Source organism: Qipengyuania zhejiangensis, from assembly GCF_035607565.1.
GTDB lineage: Bacteria > Pseudomonadota > Alphaproteobacteria > Sphingomonadales > Sphingomonadaceae > Qipengyuania > Qipengyuania zhejiangensis.
Window position 1 is genome coordinate 188,639 of record NZ_JAYKGO010000001.1, and the last position, 19,646, is coordinate 208,284.

At 64.2% G+C, this 19,646-nt stretch carries 19 protein-coding genes; 7 read left to right on the top strand and 12 right to left on the bottom strand.

Annotated features, from left to right (window positions below):
* The 4 genes from VR863_RS00850 to dapB are packed head-to-tail and all read right to left on the bottom strand — an operon-like array spanning nucleotide 1 to nucleotide 2,716.
* Entirely contained in the window at nucleotides 1–426 is a 426-nt protein-coding gene (locus VR863_RS00850; protein WP_324826548.1) for an META domain-containing protein, read from the bottom strand.
* A gap of 43 nt (nucleotides 427–469) precedes the next feature.
* Nucleotides 470–1,120, bottom strand: a complete 651-nt coding sequence (nth, locus tag VR863_RS00855; protein WP_324826549.1) for an endonuclease III — start codon at nucleotides 1,118–1,120, stop codon at nucleotides 470–472.
* Nucleotides 1,117–1,977: an ion transporter gene (locus tag VR863_RS00860; RefSeq protein ID WP_324826550.1), complete on the bottom strand. Its 861-nt coding sequence runs from the start codon at nucleotides 1,975–1,977 to the stop codon at nucleotides 1,117–1,119. The genes nth and VR863_RS00860 overlap by 4 nt, the downstream gene beginning before the upstream one ends.
* A 10-nt stretch (nucleotides 1,978–1,987) precedes the next feature.
* On the bottom strand, nucleotides 1,988–2,716 hold the full coding sequence (gene dapB / locus VR863_RS00865; protein ID WP_324826551.1) for a 4-hydroxy-tetrahydrodipicolinate reductase: 729 nt from the start codon (nucleotides 2,714–2,716) through the stop codon (nucleotides 1,988–1,990).
* 35 nt (nucleotides 2,717–2,751) lie between these two features.
* On the opposite strand from dapB, the gene VR863_RS00870 reads away from it, so the two are divergent.
* Nucleotides 2,752–3,462 carry an NAD-dependent deacylase gene (locus tag VR863_RS00870; RefSeq protein WP_324826552.1) on the top strand — a complete coding sequence of 237 codons (711 nt, stop codon included), beginning with the start codon at nucleotides 2,752–2,754 and terminating at the stop codon, nucleotides 3,460–3,462.
* 44 nt (nucleotides 3,463–3,506) lie between these two features.
* Here the strand turns inward: VR863_RS00870 and VR863_RS00875 are convergent, their stop codons facing one another.
* The 4 genes from VR863_RS00875 to rpsT form a co-directional block, all read right to left on the bottom strand.
* The gene (locus tag VR863_RS00875) at nucleotides 3,507–4,277 is read right to left on the bottom strand and encodes a HesA/MoeB/ThiF family protein (RefSeq protein ID WP_324826553.1); all 771 of its coding nucleotides are present in this window, start codon (nucleotides 4,275–4,277) and stop codon (nucleotides 3,507–3,509) included.
* On the bottom strand, nucleotides 4,274–4,705 hold the full coding sequence (locus VR863_RS00880) for a DUF983 domain-containing protein (protein ID WP_324826554.1): 432 nt from the start codon (nucleotides 4,703–4,705) through the stop codon (nucleotides 4,274–4,276). Before VR863_RS00880 ends, VR863_RS00875 begins: the two co-directional genes overlap by 4 nt.
* 92 nt (nucleotides 4,706–4,797) lie before the next feature.
* Nucleotides 4,798–6,264: a chromosomal replication initiator protein DnaA gene (gene dnaA, locus VR863_RS00885; protein WP_324826555.1), complete on the bottom strand. Its 1,467-nt coding sequence runs from the start codon at nucleotides 6,262–6,264 to the stop codon at nucleotides 4,798–4,800.
* Nucleotides 6,265–6,737: 473 nt separating this feature from the next.
* Complete coding sequence (gene rpsT / locus VR863_RS00890; RefSeq protein WP_324826556.1) at nucleotides 6,738–6,998, bottom strand: 30S ribosomal protein S20; 261 nt, start codon at nucleotides 6,996–6,998, stop codon at nucleotides 6,738–6,740.
* Nucleotides 6,999–7,199: 201 nt separating this feature from the next.
* Here rpsT and msrB point away from each other — a divergent pair, with 201 nt between their 5' ends.
* Nucleotides 7,200–7,625: a peptide-methionine (R)-S-oxide reductase MsrB gene (msrB, locus tag VR863_RS00895; RefSeq protein ID WP_324826557.1), complete on the top strand. Its 426-nt coding sequence runs from the start codon at nucleotides 7,200–7,202 to the stop codon at nucleotides 7,623–7,625.
* Between the two features lie 84 nt (nucleotides 7,626–7,709).
* A complete protein-coding gene (locus VR863_RS00900) occupies nucleotides 7,710–9,896 on the top strand; it encodes a PBP1A family penicillin-binding protein (RefSeq protein ID WP_324826558.1) in 2,187 nt (728 codons plus the stop codon).
* Nucleotides 9,897–9,967: 71 nt separating this feature from the next.
* On the opposite strand, the gene VR863_RS00905 is transcribed toward VR863_RS00900, so the two are convergent.
* The 3 genes from VR863_RS00905 to hflK all read right to left on the bottom strand — a co-directional run bounded on the left by VR863_RS00905 (nucleotide 9,968) and on the right by hflK (nucleotide 13,655).
* Nucleotides 9,968–11,521, bottom strand: coding sequence for a Do family serine endopeptidase (locus VR863_RS00905; RefSeq protein ID WP_324826559.1), 1,554 nt, complete (start codon nucleotides 11,519–11,521; stop codon nucleotides 9,968–9,970).
* Nucleotides 11,522–11,641: 120 nt separating this feature from the next.
* Complete coding sequence (gene hflC / locus VR863_RS00910) at nucleotides 11,642–12,487, bottom strand: protease modulator HflC (protein WP_324826560.1); 846 nt, start codon at nucleotides 12,485–12,487, stop codon at nucleotides 11,642–11,644.
* A gap of 1 nt (nucleotide 12,488) precedes the next feature.
* Nucleotides 12,489–13,655 carry a protease modulator HflK gene (gene hflK, locus VR863_RS00915; protein ID WP_324826561.1) on the bottom strand — a complete coding sequence of 389 codons (1,167 nt, stop codon included), beginning with the start codon at nucleotides 13,653–13,655 and terminating at the stop codon, nucleotides 12,489–12,491.
* Between the two features lie 117 nt (nucleotides 13,656–13,772).
* Between hflK and VR863_RS00920 the strand changes: the two genes are divergently transcribed.
* Genes VR863_RS00920 through VR863_RS00935 form a run of 4 tightly spaced genes read left to right on the top strand, consistent with a single transcriptional unit; the run spans nucleotide 13,773 to nucleotide 19,472 of the window.
* On the top strand, nucleotides 13,773–14,735 hold the full coding sequence (locus VR863_RS00920) for an Mrp/NBP35 family ATP-binding protein (protein ID WP_324826562.1): 963 nt from the start codon (nucleotides 13,773–13,775) through the stop codon (nucleotides 14,733–14,735).
* Nucleotides 14,714–17,014, top strand: coding sequence for a xanthine dehydrogenase family protein molybdopterin-binding subunit (locus VR863_RS00925; protein WP_324826563.1), 2,301 nt, complete (start codon nucleotides 14,714–14,716; stop codon nucleotides 17,012–17,014). The genes VR863_RS00920 and VR863_RS00925 overlap by 22 nt, the downstream gene beginning before the upstream one ends.
* Nucleotides 17,011–18,039, top strand: coding sequence for a ferrochelatase (gene hemH / locus VR863_RS00930; RefSeq protein ID WP_324826564.1), 1,029 nt, complete (start codon nucleotides 17,011–17,013; stop codon nucleotides 18,037–18,039). Before VR863_RS00925 ends, hemH begins: the two co-directional genes overlap by 4 nt.
* Before the next feature lie 38 nt (nucleotides 18,040–18,077).
* Complete coding sequence (locus VR863_RS00935) at nucleotides 18,078–19,472, top strand: cytochrome P450 (RefSeq protein ID WP_324826565.1); 1,395 nt, start codon at nucleotides 18,078–18,080, stop codon at nucleotides 19,470–19,472.
* Here VR863_RS00935 and VR863_RS00940 read toward each other — a convergent pair whose 3' ends face one another.
* Nucleotides 19,473–19,631 carry a DUF1674 domain-containing protein gene (locus tag VR863_RS00940; RefSeq protein ID WP_324827545.1) on the bottom strand — a complete coding sequence of 53 codons (159 nt, stop codon included), beginning with the start codon at nucleotides 19,629–19,631 and terminating at the stop codon, nucleotides 19,473–19,475. It lies immediately after the preceding gene.
* Between the last annotated feature and the right edge of the window lie 15 nt (nucleotides 19,632–19,646).

The window sequence follows — 19,646 nt, forward strand, 5'->3', positions numbered from 1 at the left end:
TTAGCGGACTCGCCGGAACACGAGGACGCTCGATCCTCTCAGGATGAGAGTATCGCCATCCTCGCTGATCCTGGCTGGTGGTAATGCAAACAGCGCCGATTCAGCCTGCTCGACCAGTTGCGGTTCAGCATCGAAGCGCGGGTGGCAGCCTGCGGCCGTGATGATGGCGGTGCCAAATTCGATTTTTTGGCCGCTGATCTGGTAGTCGGTCAGAAAAGTGTTGCACTCGATTGCCCCACTGACCTGGCCGTCTGCCCTGAATTCGAGCGAGATCGCATTGGCAATAGGGTGTCGATCAACCCGCTCGAGATCCCATTGACCCAGAATGGACGCCTGGTCGATCGACTTTTCGGCCACCGGCAACGGCGTCATGCATCCCCCGAGGAAGATCGCACCTGCGATGAAGCTCGATTTGATCACGTTCATTTCAAGGAAACGCGCGTGTCCACCTTCCTATCCCGGGCGCTGCTCACCGTCCCTTCGGCTTCTCCAACACCTTCTTCCGGTAGCTACACAGATCCACCACCTTGCATCGCCAGCATTCCGGCGTCCTCGCCTTGCAGACGTAGCGGCCGTGGAGGATCAGCCAATGATGCGCACCGATGCGGAAGGGCTGGGGCACGCGCTTTTCGAGCTTCGCCTCGACCTGTTCGGGCGTCTTGCCCTTGGCCAATCCGGTGCGGTTTCCAACGCGGAAGATGTGTGTGTCGACCGCGAAGGTCTCATGCCCGAACCAGCAGTTGAGCACGACATTGGCGGTCTTGCGACCCACGCCGGGCAGCCGGACGAGGTCTTCGCGGGTGTCGGGCACCTCGCCGCCGTATTCGTCGACCAGCAGTTGGCTTAGCGCGATCACGTTCTTGGCCTTGGAGTTGAACAGGCCGATTGTCTTGATGTGATCTTTCAGCCCTTCTTCGCCAAGGTCGAGCATCTGCTGCGGCGTTTTCACTTCGCGAAACAGAGCTCGCGTCGCCTTGTTCACGCCGACATCCGTGGCCTGTGCGCTCAGGGCGACCGCCACCACCAGCTGGAAGCAATTGCCATATTCCAGTTCGGTTTCTGGCGAAGGGTTATCCTCCGCCAGGCGGCGGAAGAATTCGAAGATCTGGTCTTTGGTCATGGGTGGTGATGGTTCGCCCGTTCCAGCGCGGCCAGCTTGGCCTGGACGCGTTCGTCCTCCTCGTCGAGCCGTTCGAGATGCCGGCGCATTTCGTCGATCTTCTGGTCGCGCCGGCGCTGCATCGCATCGGAAAAGGCGGCGGCGATGATGCCCGTGGGCATGGCGACGAACGCGATGCCCGAAAGGGCCAGGATGCTGGCGAAACCCTTGCCCAGCGCGGTGACCGGATAGGCATCGCCATACCCCACGGTGGTCAGCGTGATGACCGCCCACCACAGCGCCCGCGGGATCGAGCCGAAGACATCGGGCTGGATCGTGCCTTCGATCATGAACAGCGCGGTTGCACCGAACAGCACGAATATGAACGCCAGCGCGGCGGTGACGATCAGGTCGTCCGCCCGTTCCGATACCGCGTGCCAGACTTCGAGGACGGCTTTGGAGAAGCGTCCGAACTTCATCACCGCGATCACGCGCAGCAGGCGCACGGTGCGCAGCATGGCGCCATCGGCGGTCACCAGCGGCATCAGCGTTGTGACGACCACGATCAGATCGATGATCCCCAGCGGCGAACGAATGAACTTCCAGCGTTTGCGCCAGGCGCTTTCGGTGCCCGGCGCATCGGCGGCGGCATAGATGCGGGCAAGATATTCGAGCAGGAAGATCGAACCGAACACCAGTTCGGCGAACACCAGCGCATCGTGCCAGCGTTGGGGCACGGTGGGTTCGGTGGACATGGCGGCCGACGCTACGGCCAGTATGATGACGAGGATCAGCAGGCGGTTGAGCCAGGTCAGACGCCCGTCGGGTTCGGCCCCGACGACGAGCTGGCGGTACAGAAAGTGCCTAAATCCCCCCATCGCCTGCCCCTCAGAGTGCGAGAACGTCCCCCATCCGGTAGCGGCCCGGCTCCTTGCCGATCAGCCATTCGGCCGCCTTTACCGCTCCACGCGCGAAGATGGCACGGTTTTCCGCGCTATGCGAGAGGGTCAGCCGTTCCTCTTCGCCTGCAAGGATGACGCTGTGTTCGCCGGTTACCGTTCCGCCGCGTAGCGAAGCAAAGCCGATCGCGCCTTCGCGCCGCGCCCCGGTGTGTCCGTCGCGTCCGCTTTCGCGGTTGTCGTCAAGGATCACGCCGCGGCCCGAAGCGGCCGCTTCGCCCAGCAATAGCGCCGTGCCGCTGGGCGCATCGACCTTGCGGCGGTGGTGCATTTCAACGATTTCGATATCCCAGTCGCTGCCCAACCGGGACGCCGCTTCGCGCACGAGATGGGCCAGCAAGGTCACGCCGAGCGATGTGTTGCCCGTCTGCAGGATCGGCACCGCGCGCGCCGCATCGTCGATCGCGCGGTGATGCCGCTCTTCCAGCCCGGTTGTACCGACAAGCAGCGGTACGCCCGCGCCGATTGCCGCATGAAGGTTACCCTCGAGCGCCACGGGCGCGGAAAAATCGATCAGCACATCGCTGGCGTCGGCCAGGTTGGCGGCATCCCCGCCCTTGTCGATTCCGCCAGCCAGCGTATGCGCGCCAGCCTCGACGATGTCGGCTATCGCCCGCCCCATCGCACCCTGGCTGCCAATAATTCCGATACGCGCCATTGCCACTCCCTTGTCTGGCGTGTTTCATGGCCCCGATGACTGACATTCGCAACATTGTGGTCCTGACCGGTGCGGGAATATCGGCGGAAAGCGGGATCGATACCTTCCGCAGCGACGGTGGATTGTGGGAACAGCACAGGATCGAAGACGTGGCGACGCCCGAAGGGTTCGCCCGCGATCCCGAACTCGTGCTGCGGTTTTACGACATGCGGCGCGAAGCGATCCTGCAAAAACGGCCCAATCCCGCGCATGACGCGATCGCCCGTCTCGACGCCGAATGGCAGGGTGAATTGCTGATCGTGACACAGAATGTGGACGATCTGCACGAACGCGCCGGTGCGCGCCGGGTGCTTCACATGCATGGAACGCACCTCAACGCATGGTGCACATCGTGCGACGCGCGAACGCCCTGGACCGGCCCGATGATCGATCGGCCGCCTTGCCCGGTATGCGAGGCGCGATCCTTGCGGCCCGATGTCGTCTGGTTCGGCGAGATGCCCTACGAGATGGAGCGTATCTACAGCGCGATCCACCGTGCGGACCTGTTCGTTTCCATCGGAACTTCGGGTGCCGTCTATCCCGCGGCCGGTTTCGTGCGCGACGCCCGCCAGCTCAACATAGAAACGCTGGAACTCAACCTTGAACGCAGCCAGGGATCGCAGTGGTTCCATCGTTCGCGGCAGGGCCCTGCCTCGCAGCTGGTTCCCGACTGGGTCGACGAGATGCTCGGCACGGGAACACGATAGGCCGCCTTACGGGCGCCGGCACGCGCGGCAGCGGACAGGTAGACTTACGGGCAACCACACGATTTGCAGGCGGGGTCTTTCGCGATCGTGATGGGGCGCATGTTCGGCGTCAGCCCATCGAGCAGATAAAGCGTCCCCCATTTCGGATCGCCCATGCTGCCGATCCCTGCGAGCAGGAGGCGGATGGCCTGCAGCGATGCAAAGGTGGCCACCCACCCGGCCATCGCGCCCAGCATCCCGTTTTCGGCGCAGGTATCGCAGTCCTCGGCATCGAAGGCGTCCCCGACGAAGCAACGATAGCAGGATTCGCCCGGCAAGTGCCCGGCAAAGGCGCCGACCTGGCCCTGAAAACGCCCGACGGCTGCCGCCAACAGGGGTACGCGTTCGGCCACGCAGGCGTCCGACACCGCGAGCCGCGTGGCGAAATTGTCCGTTCCGTCCACGACGAGGTCCGCCCCGACCACAAGGTCGTGCGCGTTTTCGGCCGTGATCCGCCGATCGCTGATCGCAACATCGAGGCCGTGATCGAAGCCGGTTACCCAGCGCTTGGCCACAACGGCCTTGCCGTGGCCGATGTCGCGTTCGTTGAACAGCGTCTGGCGTTGCAGATTGCTTGCTTCCACACGGTCGTCATCGACCAGGGTCAGCTTGCCGATTCCCGCCGCGGCCAGATATTGGAGCGCCGGCGAGCCGATGCCGCCGAGGCCGACCAGGACGAGGTGCTTGCCGCCAAGGGCGACCTGACCAGCGCCGCCGATTTCGGGCAGAACGATGTGGCGGGCAAAACGATCTAGCCGGTTTGGCGACAGGCTCATTTGAGGACGCCTTCGTCATCGTCCTGCGCCCGTTCGCGGCGAAAGCCGTGCATCCCGTTCCACCATTGCAGCGCGATCACGGCGCCCTTGGCCGGCTGGAGCAGGGCAATCATCATCGCGACCGCCAGCGGAAGGATAATCGCGACAAGCGCGCCTGCCGAAAGGTCGAAGTCCAGCACCAGGGCGATGATGATCGGCGCAAGCAGGTGGCCGGTAACGAACATCGCGATGTAGGCGGGGAAATCGTCGGCCCGCTGGCCGGAGATATCGAGCGCGCAGACCGGGCAATGGTCGCGCGGCTTGAGCCAGGCGTGGAACAATTTGCCATCGCCGCACCGCGGGCACCGGCACCGGGTACCGCGCAGCAGGGTCCCACCAAGATTGGCAGGCAGGGCATAGCTGGTCCGGATTTCGGGGCGCTCGGTCATGGAACGCCCTTTGGCCTGTCGCACGCGCGCTGTCGACAGCCCTGTGAACAGGGCTGTCGATCAGCTGTGTGCATGATGTTGAAGAGCTGGGTTCAGCTTTCCAGCTGGCGAAGCAGGCTGCGCACGTCGCCATCCATGTCCGCATCGCGCTGGCGCAGGTCTTCGATCAGGCGGACGGCGTGGATCACCGTGGAATGGTCACGGCCACCGAACTTGCGTCCGATCTCGGGGTAGCTGCGCGGGGTCAGGACCTTGGCTAGGTACATCGCGACCTGACGCGGACGAACCACGGCACGCGCGCGGCGCTTGCTGCTCATTTCCGACCGGTCGATGCGATAGAACTGGCAGACCGTGCGCTGGATCTCGTCGATCGTGATCCGGCGGCGGTTGGCCGACAGAATATCGGTCAGCTGCTCTTCGGCGAGCTGGAGCGAGACTTCCTGGCCAGTCAGCTGGGCGTAGGCGATCAGCTTGTTGAGGCCGCCCACCAGTTCGCGGACATTGCGCGTGATCGTGCGGGCGAGAAAGTCGAGCACGTCTTCGGGCACTTCGAGCGGCGCGAAACGCGTGAGCTTGGAATGGAGTACCTTCTTGCGCAGTTCGATATCGGCGGCTTGGATGTCGGCCACCAGACCCATCGACAGGCGGCTGAGCAGGCGCGGTTCGACACCGTCCAGCGCCTGGGGCGCACGGTCGGCGGCAAACACCAGTCGCTTGCCTTCTGCCAGAAGCGCATCGATCGTGTAGAGCAGTTCTTCCTGCGCGGAAGCCTTGCCGATGATGAACTGGATATCGTCGACCAGCAGGAGGTCGAAGCTGCGCAGGCGTGCCTTGAATTCCAGCATCTGGTTGGCTTTGAGCGCCTGGACGAATTCCACCATGAAGCGTTCGGCGCTGCAGTAGAAGATACGGCTGCGCGGATGCGCCTGAAGGAAGGTGTGGCCGATCGCATGGAGCAGGTGCGTCTTGCCCTGTCCTGTTGCCGCCTTGAGATAGAGCGGGCTGAATTGTGGCTTCTCGGTTGCGGCCATGCGCTGGGCTGCGTTGAAGGCCAGAACATTGGCTTCGCCGGTCACGAAGGCGGCAAAGGTCAGCGACGGATCGAGGCCGACGCTGGAGGTGAAACCGGAATCGCCCAGCGTATCGGCGCTGATCGCCATCATCGACGTGTCGGCGCCATCGTTGGCGGGGCGGCGACCATCGCCATGCAGGCGCAGTTCGGCAACCTGGCGGCGGCCCGGATGAACCGCAATGCGCACGTGGCGCACTTCGCTGCGGGCGATCTTCCAGGCCAGGCTGAGCCGGTCGGCAAAACGATCGTTGACCCAGTTGGCGCTGAATTCGGTCGGCAGGAAAAGGTCGAGAGTGCCGCTTTCCTTGTTGATGCCGCCGACCTGGATCGGCTTGATCCACTGGCTGTGCAGCTGATGGCCAAGATCCTTGCGCAGGCCCTGGCTGATGTCAGACCAGTCCGCCGCGAGATTTACCGCTTCGCTGTCTTCCATGAAATCATCTGCCGCCTTGCGCTTTGCTCCCGCGGTGTCGGATGCCTTGACCATTGTTGCTCTTAATCCCCCAAGCGGGCGCCCGGTCGGGCGCCGCAATCCTCTGAAATCCCCTGTGTCGAGGTTTGCGGGCAAAGCTCCGCCCTTCTCCGGAATCCGTGGATTCGGAGGGTCCCCCTAGCAGTTCGAATGTGAAGCCAGGACTGTCCCGTTCCTGGCTGGCAAGACCCTGTTTAAGTCGCGCTTGGCGAAACTCGCAAGGGGGATAACTGCAAAAAAAATGAAATAATGTTGTTGACTCACCGCAACCCCGCAGGCGGCCGTTCAAGTGGCGGAATTGCGTCGGTTTTGTGCATTTCCGGCTGCGAATCGCGGGATTCGCTAGGTTTATTATTCGGCAGAATGCGGTCGGAGCGCCGGCTCCCGATTTGGCACGACAAAAAAGCCGCTACCAGTGGCAGCGGCTTGATGTCTTTTTGTCCGATGCGAAGCCGGTTGCGGGCCTTTCGACCCGTCCGGCCAGCGAATCAGAGAGCGGCGACGCGCTTGGTCAGGCGGCTCATCTTGCGCGACGCCGTGTTCTTGTGGAGCACGCCGCGGGCAACACCGCGCGCCAGCTCGGGCTGGGCGCTCAGGAGGGCAGCCTTGGCCGCATCCTTGTCACCGCCTTCGATCGCGGTTTCGACGCGCTTCACGAAGCTACGGATGCGGCTGATGCGCGCACCGTTGATCTCTGCGCGGTTGGTGTTGCGACGAATGCGCTTTTTGGCTTGCGGCGTGTTGGCCATGTCTGTCCTCGATTGGCCGCGCTTGCGCCGCGCGGCGAAAACTCTTTAAAACGTTGCGAAAGGGGCGGTCGGACCGCCTGAAAGCGGCGCACTTAGCTGCGGTGCTGCGAATCGTCAAGCAAATGCTTGGGAAACGGAACGCCTCGCCCTGTGCACGGTTGCCTATATAATGCGCGCAAGCGTGCAAGGAAAGGACCTGCGTTGAGCGACAAGACAATCCGTAGCGAAGCCGAATGGCGCGAAGCCCTTACGCCCGAACAGTATCATGTGCTGCGCGAAGGCGGGACCGAACGCGCTTTTGCCGGCGCCTACGATGGGATGAAGGCCGAAGGCGAATACCACTGTGCCGGGTGCGGCCAGCTGCTGTTCTCCAGCGCCAAGAAATATGACAGCGGATCGGGCTGGCCCAGCTTTACCGATCCGGCGGAAAACGATGCGGTCGAAATGCGCCGCGACACCAGCCACGGCATGGTGCGCACTGAAGTGCTTTGCGCGAATTGCGAAGGGCACCTTGGGCACGTGTTTCCCGATGGTCCGGGCGAAAACGGCCTGCGATACTGCATCAACAGCGTCGCCCTGGAATTCGAAGGCGAGGATGCCCCGCCGAACGATGGGGGCGGGGATTAATTCCGTTCACGCCGGGTTAGACCTCGCCTTTGCAGAGTGTGGCCGATATAGGGCGGCAAGCAGCTGAGGGGTGACCCGGGTCACATGGAAAAAAGAGGCAGTCGCCGGAAACTGGCGGCACGCAACGACAGGGCCCGGCGCGCCGCGGCGGATCGGCCGCAAAGCCGGTGGCGGCGCTGGCTGCGCCGTGTCGTCGTGTGGGGCGGCGCGTTGGTGCTGCTCGGCGTCTTGTTCCTCGGCCTGGCGGTCGCTTTCGCGGCCCGCTCGATGCCGACCTACTATCAGCTCAAGGCGACCCAGACCGCGCAGACGATCGTCGTGCGTGCCCGCGATGGGACCGAGATCGTCGAATTGGGCCCGAGTTTCGGCAAATGGCTGTCGTCGGACGAAATCCCGCAGGTGATGAAGGATGCGATGGTGTCGGTGGAAGATCGCCGGTTCTATTCGCACCTCGGGATCGATCCCTATGGCCTGGCGCGCGCGCTCTATGTCGCGGTGACAGGCGATGGCCGCGTGTCGGCCACGTCGACGATCACGCAGCAGCTGGCCCGAAACGTGTTCCTGAATTCCAACCGCTCGCTGGATCGCAAGGCGCGCGAGGCGATCCTTGCGATGGCGCTGGAATCGAAGTTCACGAAGGAGCAGATCCTCGAGCTGTACCTCAACAAGGTTTATTTCGGCGGCGGTGCTTACGGCATCGATTCCGCCAGCCGTAAGTTCTTCAGCCATCCCGCAACCGAGCTGTCCACCGCCGAAGCCGCCATCATCGCCGGACTGGTCAAGGCGCCGAGCCGCTATTCGCCGACTGCCGATGTCGATGCGGCGGTTGGCCGCGCCAGCGTGGTCCTGCGGCTGATGAAGGAGCAGGGGCGCATCCCCCCGGACGTCACGGTGGATCCGTCGGCGGTGAACCTCAAGGAAGAGAAGGGCCAGAATTCGGTCCGTTACTTCACCGATTGGGCGCTGCCGCAACTGGACCTGCTGCTGCCAGAAACGTTCGAGCCGATCGAGGTGTGGACCACGCTCGACGTGGGGATGCAGCGTGCTGCAACCGCGTCGATCAAGGCAAACACACCGGCGGGCGCGCAAGGCGCCATGGTCAGCCTCGACAGGGATGGGGCGGTGCTCGCGCTTGTCGGGGGCACCGACTATGTCGAAACAAGCTTCAACCGCGCCACAGATGCCCTGCGCCAACCGGGCTCCAGCTGGAAATTGTTCGTCTACCTCGCCGCGCTGGAGGCAGGATACACGCCCGATGACCGGGTGGTGGACACGCCAGTGGATATCGGCGGCTGGAAGCCGCGCAATTCCAGCGGGCGCAACGCAGGCGAAATCAACCTTCGCACCGCCTTTGCCTATTCGATCAACACCGTGGCCGCGCAATTGGGCAACGAAGTGGGCTTTGGCACGGTCGCATCGATGGCACGGCGGTTTGGCATCACCACGCCGATCAACACCTATCCCGCGATGGTCCTGGGTTCGAACGAGGTGCGCCTGATCGACATGGTTCGTGCCTTTGCCGCGGTTTCCGACAAGGGCCATTCGGTTGAACCCTATGGCATCCTCAAGGTGACGACAGCGGACGGCAAGCTGCTGTACCAGCACGAGAAGCGCCGTCAGAGCCAGCTTGTGCCGGATTATGTCGCAGCGGGGATCACCGACCTGCTGCAAACCGCCGTGAACACCGGCACGGGCCGCGCGGCGCAGATCGGTCGCCCGGTTGCCGGCAAGACCGGAACGACCAGTTCGAACAAGGACGGCTATTTCGTCGGGTTCTCGTCCGGCGTGACCACCGGCGTGTGGATGGGGCGCGACGACAACGGGCGGGTCGGCGGATTGCAGGGCGGCACTGCGCCTGCTCGCGCGTTTGCCGCCTATATGCGTTACGCGGTAAAGGACCGGCCGGTCGAGGAGTTCGATACCGATCTGAAGCTGCCCGAATGGCAGCTGGAACCGGACGACGAGTACCTGTTGGGCAACCCGGACGACTATTACTTTATCGACGAGCAGGGCAATCTGATCGAACCGGGCACTTCTGGCGAACCGCGCCGCGATCCGTTCGACGAGGCGTTCGACGGGAATGGCGAGGGCCAACGGCCACGCCCCGGCGCGCAGCGTCCGGGACAGGCGCCCCAGCCGCCGCCTCGCGGCGCCGACGGGGCACCGCAGGCGGTTGGCGACGACTTTCTCGATCAGGCAACCGGTGCGGATCGCGAACGCGCCCCGCGCCCGATCCCGACGCCCAATGTCCAGATAATCCGGCCGCAATAATCGGCGGACAAGAAAAAGGCCCCCCGTTCAGCCGAACGGGGGGCCTTTTCGTTTTTGGGGTTGCGTCCGTCCTAGCGGAGACGAACCGGAAGATAGGTTGCCGGACGGCCGCGACGCTGAATTCGCAGCAGCACCGCTTCGCGATTTTCGCTCTTCGCGGCGCTCACGATGGCTTCGAGATCGTCCGCACTGGCAACGCGGCGGTAATTGGCGGTGAGAATGATGTCGCCGCGCTGAAGACCCTTGCGGGCTGCGTCCGAATTGGGGTCGACGGTGCCAACCACCAGCCCCTGGGTATCGGCCGCCACGCCGAGCTGACGGGCGATCTGCGCGTTCAGCGGCAACACCTGGAGACCGAGGCTTTCCTCGATCACGGTGTTTTCGCCGGGCTGCATGTCTTCTTCGTCCTGGGCATCGGGATCGAACATCTGCTGCTGGCGCAGTTCTTCTTCCGATGGACGCTTGCCGACCTTGACGTTGAGGCGGCGCATCTGGCCGTCACGGATCAGTTCGACCGGGATAGTCGTGCCGGGGCGGATGTTGGCCACCAGATAGGATAGCGTCTGTTCCGGCGTCACGTCCTGGTTGTTGACCTTGAGGACAATGTCGCCCGGTTCGATGCCGGCTTCGGCGGCGGGTTCACCGGGCTGCACGGCCTGGACGATTTCGCCGCGCTTCTGCTGGATGCCGAGCGAATCGGCCAGATCGTCCGTCACCGGCTGGATGTTGATGCCAAGGTAGCCGCGTTCGATTTCGACGCCGGTACGCAGTTTCTCGACGATCGGCGCGGCGATTTCCGCAGGGATGGCAAAACCGATGCCCACGCTGCCGCCCGAAGGCGAGAAGATCGCGTTGTTGATGCCGATCACGTTGCCCTGCATGTCGAACAGCGGTCCGCCCGAATTGCCGCGGTTGATGGCGGCATCGGTCTGAATGTAGCGATCGTACGCACCGCCCGACCCGGTGTTGCGATAGACAGCCGAAACGATGCCGCTGGTTACCGTTCCGCCAAGGCCGAACGGGTTGCCGATGGCCACCACCCAGTCGCCCGGTCGGGCCTGGCTGCTGTCACCGAATTCGACGAAGGGGAACGCCTCGCGTCGCGACACCTTGAGCACCGCAAGGTCGGATTGCGGATCGGTCCCGACGAGCTGGGCTTCGTATTCGGTCCCGTCGGGCATGGTGACGGTGATTTCTTCCACCGTGCCGCGACCGCTTGGGCTGACGACGTGGTTGTTGGTGACGACATAGCCGTCAGCCGAGATGATGAATCCGGAACCCAGCGACTGGCCTTCCCGGTATTGCGGCTCCTGCTGTTGCTGGCCGGGGCGGCCGAACAGGCCTTCGAACGGCGTGCCGGCAAACGGATTGCCGTTCGCCTGGACCTCGATCCGCTGGCGGGTCGAGATGTTGACGACGGCTGGCTGCAATTGCGCCGTCAGGTCGGCAAAGCTTTCAGGTGCCCCGGCGCGCGGGACGACACGGGCCATGTGGCTATCGTCGTTCTGCGCAACCTGCGCTCCGGCCGGATAACCGGTAGCAAGGGAGATGGCAGCGCCACCAACCAGCAGCGCGCTCGTTACGGAATATGCATATCGCACAGGCTTCACTTCCTTTTCGTCCATATCCAAATTCGTCGGCCCGACGGACCTTGCCTGGCCCGAACCGTGCCTGTCGTTCACACTACACACAGCCCCGCAGCGCTGAATGCCAATTGAACGAACCTGCGCGCCTTCGACGAACGGTCAACGCTGCCCGCGGAACTGCCGCAGATACTCGTTGTCGGGCGACAGGATGATTGAACTGTCGCCTTCACCTTGCTCGAAGGTGCGGCGATAGCTTTCCATCGCACGATAGAAATCGTAGAAATCCGGGTCCTTGCCGTAGGCGGCGGCGTATGTGCCCGCAGCGTTCGCTTCGGCTTCGGCGCGGATGATCTGCGCGTTCTTCTGACCTTGTGCGCGGATCGTCGCGGCTTCTTCCTCACGGTCGGTCTGCATCCGCGTGAACGCCGCTTCGAGCGGGCGGCCATCGGGCAGATCGGCGCGCTTGATGCGCACGTCGATGACCTGGGCGCCATACTGGCGCGCCTGCGTGTCGAGCGTGCGGGTGATGTTCTCCATCGCGGTGCCGCGTTCGGCCGTCAGCAGGGCGGAGAAGGGCCGGCGGCCCAGTTCCTGGCGCAACACCGATGTCAGGATCGGCGACAGCTGGGTGCGAAGGTTGTCTTCCGTACCGGCGTTTTCGACCATGCGAATCGGGTCGATGATGCGGAAACGCGCATAGGCATCGACCTGCAGGCGCTGCTGATCGTTCGAGAGAACCTGCTGGCGATCCATGTCGAGATCGAGGATGCGCTTTTCGACCATCTGCACACGTTCGTACCCGGGCACGCGGAAGATGATACCGGCACCGGTTTCGCCGAACGGCTGGTCGGCGCGGAACATGTTGGCCACGCGGTCGGGCTTACCGGCGCGAACCACCACGGCCTGCTTGGTTTCAGGGACGATGACGGTAGCCGCGAGCAGCGCGAGCAGCGCCAGCGCGACAGCGATAATGGTCGGTTTTTGGTCTTGCCAGATCGTGTTCATGTCAGCGGCTCTCCGTCGGGGCGATCGCGCCGGGCGCTTGCTGTTGTGACGGTGTCGGCGTTTGCGCCTGCGATTGCGAACGGCGTCGCACTTCGGGCAGCGGCAAATAGGGGGTCACACCCTGCGCCTCGACGATGGTCTTGTCGGTCTTGCCGAGCACGCTTTCCATGGTCTCGTAATAAAGACGGCGGCGCGTGACTTCGGGGGCGAGGCGGTATTCCGCGTAGATCTTGTCGAACGCCGCGGCATCGCCTTGCGCGCGGGCCAGCACACGCTGGGCGTAAGCCCGGGCGGAATTGACCGCGGTTTCCGCGTCCTGCTGGGCTGCGGACACATCCTTGAAGGCCTCGACCACTTCGTTCGGCGGGTCGGTCTTCTCGATTTCGATACCCTGCACGGCCACGCCGGCGCGGTACGCGTCGAGAATGTCCTGCATACGCGTGCGAACGCGCGCTTCGACTTCGGCCCGGCCGGCGCCCGACAGGACGCTGTCGAGATCCTGTTCGGCAACCGATGCGCGCATGGCGGCTTCGGCCACTTCGCGGATCGTCTCTTCAGGATCGGCGAGCTGGAAGCGGAACTGGCGCAGGTCCTTGATGTTCCAGCGGATGAGATAGCTCAGATCGACAAGGTTCTGATCCCCGGTGAGGATCAGCTTTTGTTCGTTGGTGCCCGGAATGCTTTCCGAACGGATCTGGCTGACGTTCTCGATATCCACGACCTGCAAGGGCCATGGCGCGGTCAGGTTCAGACCCGGCGTGAGCGTGCGGTAATACTTGCCCCCAAGCCACGTCACCACGCCTTCTTCGCGCGGCGCGACCTGGTGGACGCTGGAAATGAACAGCCACACCGCGGCGATGCCGGCGACCGCGATGGGAAACCAGCTCTTGCCGCCGGGGCGGGGTGGAAGCCGGAAGCCGGGGCCGCCAGGGCCACCGCCGCGGCGCGGGCCTTCGGGGCCGCGGTTCTTGAAAATATCCTCGATATTGGCGGAACGGCGCGAGCCATCGCCCGAACCGGGCGGCAGCCACGGGTTGCGCGGACCCTTGCCCTTGTCCGAAGCCGGCTTGTCGGAGCCACCCGCTCCGCCGCCATCGCCGCCTGGCTTGTCCCCGTCTCCCGAGCCATTGCCGGAGCCTGTGCCCCATGGGCTTTTCTTGCCGGCCATTGCCAAGCTGATCCTCTGTCCGAAACCGTCCATCATTCTCATGGCATTACTTATAGGTGTGGTTTGAAGGAAAAACAGGGTTGAACGCTGCTTTTTGATGCTACAGCAGCCGGACACATGAATCCGACGGACCTCAAAGCGCTGTTGCCTGACGCCATCGCGCAGCGCGTTAGCTCGCTCACCATAGTCAATCGCCGTGCCATCGCCGTGGTCGATGCCACCGGCATGGGCGAACGCGCGCGCACCGACATAGAACAGGCAATCAAGGACATCCTGTCCCCGCACGAAGATGTGGATGACGTTCGCGTGGCGATGACCGCCGAGCGCAAGCAACTGCGCCTGATTGCTGTCGGCAGCGGCAAGGGCGGGGTGGGCAAGTCCACGCTGACTGCCAATCTGGCGATTGCCCTGACCCGGCGCGGGCGCAAGGTCGGGCTGGTCGATGCCGACATCTACGGCCCGTCCCAGCCGGTGATCCTGGGCAATCAGGGCGCCAAGCCGACCGCGCGCGACGACAAGCTTGAACCGGTTCCCAGCAAGTTCGGCGTTCCGGTGCTGTCGATGGGACATCTGGTGGAACCGGGGCGGGCCATTGCGTGGCGCGGACCGATGGCGGGCAATGCCCTGACCCAGTTGATCGACGCCCACTGGGGCGATGCCGAGGTGCTGCTGGTGGATCTGCCCCCGGGCACCGGCGATGTGCAGTTGACCATGTTGCAGAAATTCAAACCCGCGGGTGCGGTCATCGTATCCACCCCGCAGGACCTTGCCCTGATCGATGCCGCACGTGCGGGGCAATTGTTCGACCAGGCCGGCGTGCCGGTGATCGGGCTGGTCGAGAACATGTCCGGTTATGCCTGCCCGCATTGCGGCGAAGTGTCCGATCCCTTCGGGCGCGGCGGGGTGGAAGAAGCCGCGGCGCGGCTCGAACTGCCCTTCATGGGGCGCATTCCGCTCGATCTGAAGATCCGTCAGGGAAGCGATGCCGGCGCCCCCCCCGCAGCATCCGACGATGCGATCGCCCAGCCGTTTCTCGACATAGCCGAAAAGCTCGACGCATGGATTGGCGCGAAAAGCTGACGTCCCTCCCGGTGACCCGGCGCCAGATCGTCGCCGGGGCAGCCGCTGGCGGGGGCCTGGCCATCGCGTGGTGGTTGTGGCCGCGCCATTATTCGAGCCCGCTGACGCCGGGGCAGAACGAACGCGATTTCGGGGGCTGGATCACCATCGGGCGCGATGGCGTGGTGACGGTAGAGATCCCGCAGCTGGAAATGGGGCAAGGGGTCACCACCGTACTGGCGCAGGTCGTCGCGGTCGAACTGGGTGCCGATTGGCGCCAGATCGCTGTCGAGCCGGCGCCGCCCAGCGGCCTTTACGCCAACGTGCCCCTTGCGGCCAGATGGGCGCAGCTGTGGGCCAACCTTCCTTCGCTGGCCGACGAAGCGGACAGCCGGCTCGCGGAAAATTACGCGCGCCGCAACGGCTTTGCCGCCACCGCCGACGGCACGTCGCTGGACGCTTACGAGGCGCCGTTGCGCGATGCTGCTGCGGGTGCGCGCGCCATGTTGGCGATGGCCGCTGCGGATCGCTGGGACGTTTCGTGGGAGGAATGCGAGGTCGAGGGCGGCCTTGTGCGTCACGGGGATAAGCAGCTGGGCTTCGGCGTGCTGGTGGACGAGGCGGCGGATTTCGATCCGCCCCAGCCACCGCCCTTGCGGGTCCAGGCGGCCAGCGAACAATCCGAACCGGGCGAAGCGGAGGTCGATCCGCTTTATCCCCGCCTCGACCTTCCCGCCAAAGTGGACGGGAGCTTCCTGTTCGCCGCAGACATCCGGCTGCCGGGGCTGGTTTACGCGTCCATTCGGCACGGCCCGCTGGGCAATGGCACGCTTTCGCGCTTCGATGCCGATGCGGTTGCCGGCATACGCGGGCTGGTCGGCGTGGTGCGGTCCAAGCGATACCTTGCCGCCGTTGCCGAAAGCTGGTGGGCTGCGGAACAGGCGCTCAAGGCGATGAAACCGGTTTTCGTAGGTCCCGACCCGCTGGAATCGCGCGCGATCGACGATGCGCTCGAGCAGGCCTTCGAAGATGGAGAAGCGAAGCGTGTGGCCGGGTTTGGCGATGCCGACGGGCTGATGGCCAGGCCCGATCTCAGCCAGCGCTATTCGGTTGCTCCGGCGGTGCACGCGACGATCGAAACGGCGTCTGCCACGGCGCGCTTCGATGGCGACAAGCTGGAATTGTGGATAGCGTCGCAGGCGCCCGAACTGGCGCGCCGCGCGGCGGCCAAGGCGGTCGGCCTGTCGGAACGCGACGTGGTACTTTACCCCACTGCGGCCGGGGGCAGCTTCGATGCCCGGCTCGAACGCCGCCATGCCGTCGAAGTCGCGCAGATTGCCAAGCAGATCGGCCGTCCCGTTCAGCTTACCTGGCCGCGGGTTCAGGAATTCCAGTCCCTGCCGCCACGCACGCCGGTTTCCGCGGACCTGGCCGCAGCGTTCCAGCCAGCCACCGGCGGCCGCGTTGCCGCATGGCGCGTGCGGCTGGCAATGCCGGCAACGACCCGCGAATTCGGGCATCGGTTGTTCGACAATTTCACTGCCGAAGCCGCCAGCCATCGGGCTGCGGGCGAGGCCGATCCCCTCGCCTGCGAAGGGGCGATACCGCCCTATCAGATTGCCAATGTTGCCGTCGATCACCTACCGATCGACATTGCCTTGCCCACCGGGCGGATGCGCGGGAATTCCGCCGCCTACACGGCCTTCTTTACCGAGAGTTTCATCGACGAACTGGCCGAAAAGGCCGGGCGCGATCCCTTCCTTTACCGGATGGAAATGCTGGGCCAGTCGCCGCGCATGGCCGATGTGCTGCGCCGCGCGACACGCCTTGCGGGATGGGATGGCGGGCGCCGCGGAACGGGCCAGGGGCTGGCCATGGTCCGCATGGGTTCGACAGGCGATGGGGGCGGGCGGATCGCCTGTGTCGCGCAGGCCACCCTGGCGCAGGGCGGGGTGCGGGTTGCGCGTCTTCATGCGGCGGTCGACATCGGGCGGATCGTCAATTTCGATATCGCGCACCAACAGATCGAGGGCGGGCTGATCTTCGGCCTTTCGCTGGCGAGCGGGTCCAGCGTGGTTTTTGAAAACGGCAAACCGGTACCCAACCGTCTGTCCGCGCTGGGTCTGCCGACGCTGGCCGACAGCCCGGAAATCACGATCGAGTTCGTCGCCAGTTCGGCCCCCGCATTCGACCCGGGCGAACTGGGCGTTGCCGTGGCTGCGCCCGCAATTGCCAACGCTCTCTATTCTGCTACCGGCGTGCGCTTCCGCCGCCTGCCACTTCTATCGGAGGGATTATGACCTGGCGCGAGCAACAGCTCCCGGCCGCCCACCCGGCTGTCCGCTCGGGCAGCATCGGCGTCCTGCTGGTAAACCTGGGAACGCCCGACGGGCCCGACCCCGGGTCGGTAAAGCGCTATCTGGGCGAATTTCTGTCCGACCGGCGCGTGGTCGAAATTCCCGCACTCGTGTGGCAACCGATCCTGCGCGGCATCATTCTGAACACGCGCCCGAAAAAGAGCGCCAAGGCCTATGCCAAGGTCTGGACCGATGAAGGTTCGCCCCTGGCAGTCATCACCCGCAAGCAGGCCGAAGCGATGCGGGCCCGGTTGGGCGATGGGGTGCAGGTGGACTGGGCCATGCGCTATGGTTCGCCGTCGATCCCCGACCGTCTGAAGGCCATGATGGACGCCGGCTGCGAACGCATCCTGCTGGCCCCAATGTATCCGCAATACAGCGGGGCGACCACGGCCACGGTGATCGACAAGGCGAGCGAGGCGCTGCGCGGCATGCGCTGGCAACCGACCTTGCGCACCCTGCCGCCCTACCACGACGATCCGGTGCATATCGCCGCGCTGGCATCCGACCTGTCGCGCCAGCTCGACGCGCTCGATTTCGAACCCGAAGTCCTGCTTCTGAGCTTTCACGGAATGCCCGAACGCACCTTGCACCTGGGCGACCCCTATCATTGCCAATGCCGCAAGACGGCGCGATTGCTCGAACAGGCAATGCCGCGACCGGGCCTGCGCTTCCGCACGACGTTCCAGTCGCGCTTCGGGCGGGCGAAATGGCTCGAACCGGCGACCGATATCACGCTGGAAGAAGAAGCCAGAGCGGGGACAAAACGGCTGGTTGTGGCGGCACCGGGCTTTTCGGCCGATTGCCTCGAAACGCTGGAAGAAGTCGCCATGGAAGGGCGCGACCAGTTTCTCGAGGCGGGGGGAGAGCGGTTTGCGGCGCTGGAATGCCTCAACACCTCGGCAGCTGGCCTCGATATGCTGGAGCAAATGTTCCGCCGCGAACTGTCGGGGTGGATTAACGGTTAGAGATTACTTACACTACGGTAAGTTGTCAGGAGCTACCTATGGCCACCCTAGCCCCCCACCAGGAAATGCAGTTCACCCACTGGTCGCAGCGCCTGCCGGACGATGCGCTCGCGCATATTCCCGGTGAAGGCGGCTGGCCCGTTGTCGGCAACACGTTCCGGATGCTGGCCGACCCGCATGGCTTCGCGCAGCGCATGTATTCGACGTATGGCCCGGTCTACAAGAACAAGGCGTTCGGTGGATGGCAGGTTGCCATGATCGGCGCGGATGCGAACGAATTGATGCTGTTCGATCGCAACCGGGTGTTTTCATCGGAACAGGGTTGGGGCCCGATCCTCGACAAACTGTTTCCGCGCGGCCTGATGCTGATCGATTTCGATCATCACCGCGCCGACCGGCGCGCGCTTTCGATCGCGTTCAAGCCGGAACCGATGCGCCATTATTCCGGCGCTCTCAATCGGGGCATCGCCAAGCGTGTGGAGGAATGGGGCGCGGGCGATATGCGCTTTTACCCCGCCATCAAGGAACTGACGCTCGATCTTGCGGCGGACAGTTTCATCGGCCTTCCCTGGGGTCCGGAATCGGACAAGATCAACCAGGCGTTCATCGACATGGTCCAGGCCAGCGTCACACCGATCCGTGCACCGCTGCCGTTCACCCAGATGAAGAAGGGCGTCGACGGGCGCGCGTTCCTGGTCGATTATTTCACCCGCGAAACCCACCGGCGCCGTGCCGAAGGCGGCGGGCAGGACATGTTCAGCCAGTTCGCAACCGCAACGCGCGAAGATGGCGAATTGCTGCCCGTTGACGAAGTTGTCGACCACATGAACTTCCTGATGATGGCAGCGCATGACACGATCACTTCCAGCGCCACGTCGCTGATCTGGTTGCTGGCCAAGCATCCCGAATGGCAGGAAAAGCTGCGCCAGGAAATCGAGGCGGTAACCGGCGGCCCCGGCGCGGACGGCAAGCCGCGCGATCTTGCCTATGAAGATCTGGGCAAGCTGGAACTGACCGAAATGGCATTCAAGGAGGCGCTGCGCTTCGTGCCGCCGGTTCCCTCGATGCCGCGCCGCGCGCTCAAGGATTTCGAGTTCGGCGGATACACTATCCCGGCAGGTGCGGCGGTGGGCATCAATATCCACCTGGTCCACCACCAGGAAGAGCATTGGGACAATCCCTATGCCTTCGATCCGATGCGCTTCACGCCCGAAAACGTGAAGGCGCGCCACAAATACGCATGGGTACCCTTCGGCGGCGGCGCGCACATGTGCCTGGGCCTCCACTTCGCCTACATGCAGGTGAAGATCCTGATGGCGCAGCTGTTGCCGCGATACCGCATCGAACTGGAAGGTGGCCGCGATCCGGAATGGCAGCCGTGGCCGATCCCGAAGCCCAGGGATGGCCTGAAGATCACGCTGAAGCCGCTCTGATCAGAAATCGATTGCGATGCCGTCCTTGACCCAGTCACCGTAACGGGTCGGGCTCAACTCCTCCTCGTCCTTCGCCTTGGCAGGGGCGGGCGGGGGATCGTTGGTCCAGTGGGCGGGCTTGTCGAAGCCGCCGGGACGTTTTGTCGCGCGTTTGTCCATGCGGGTGAAATGCGC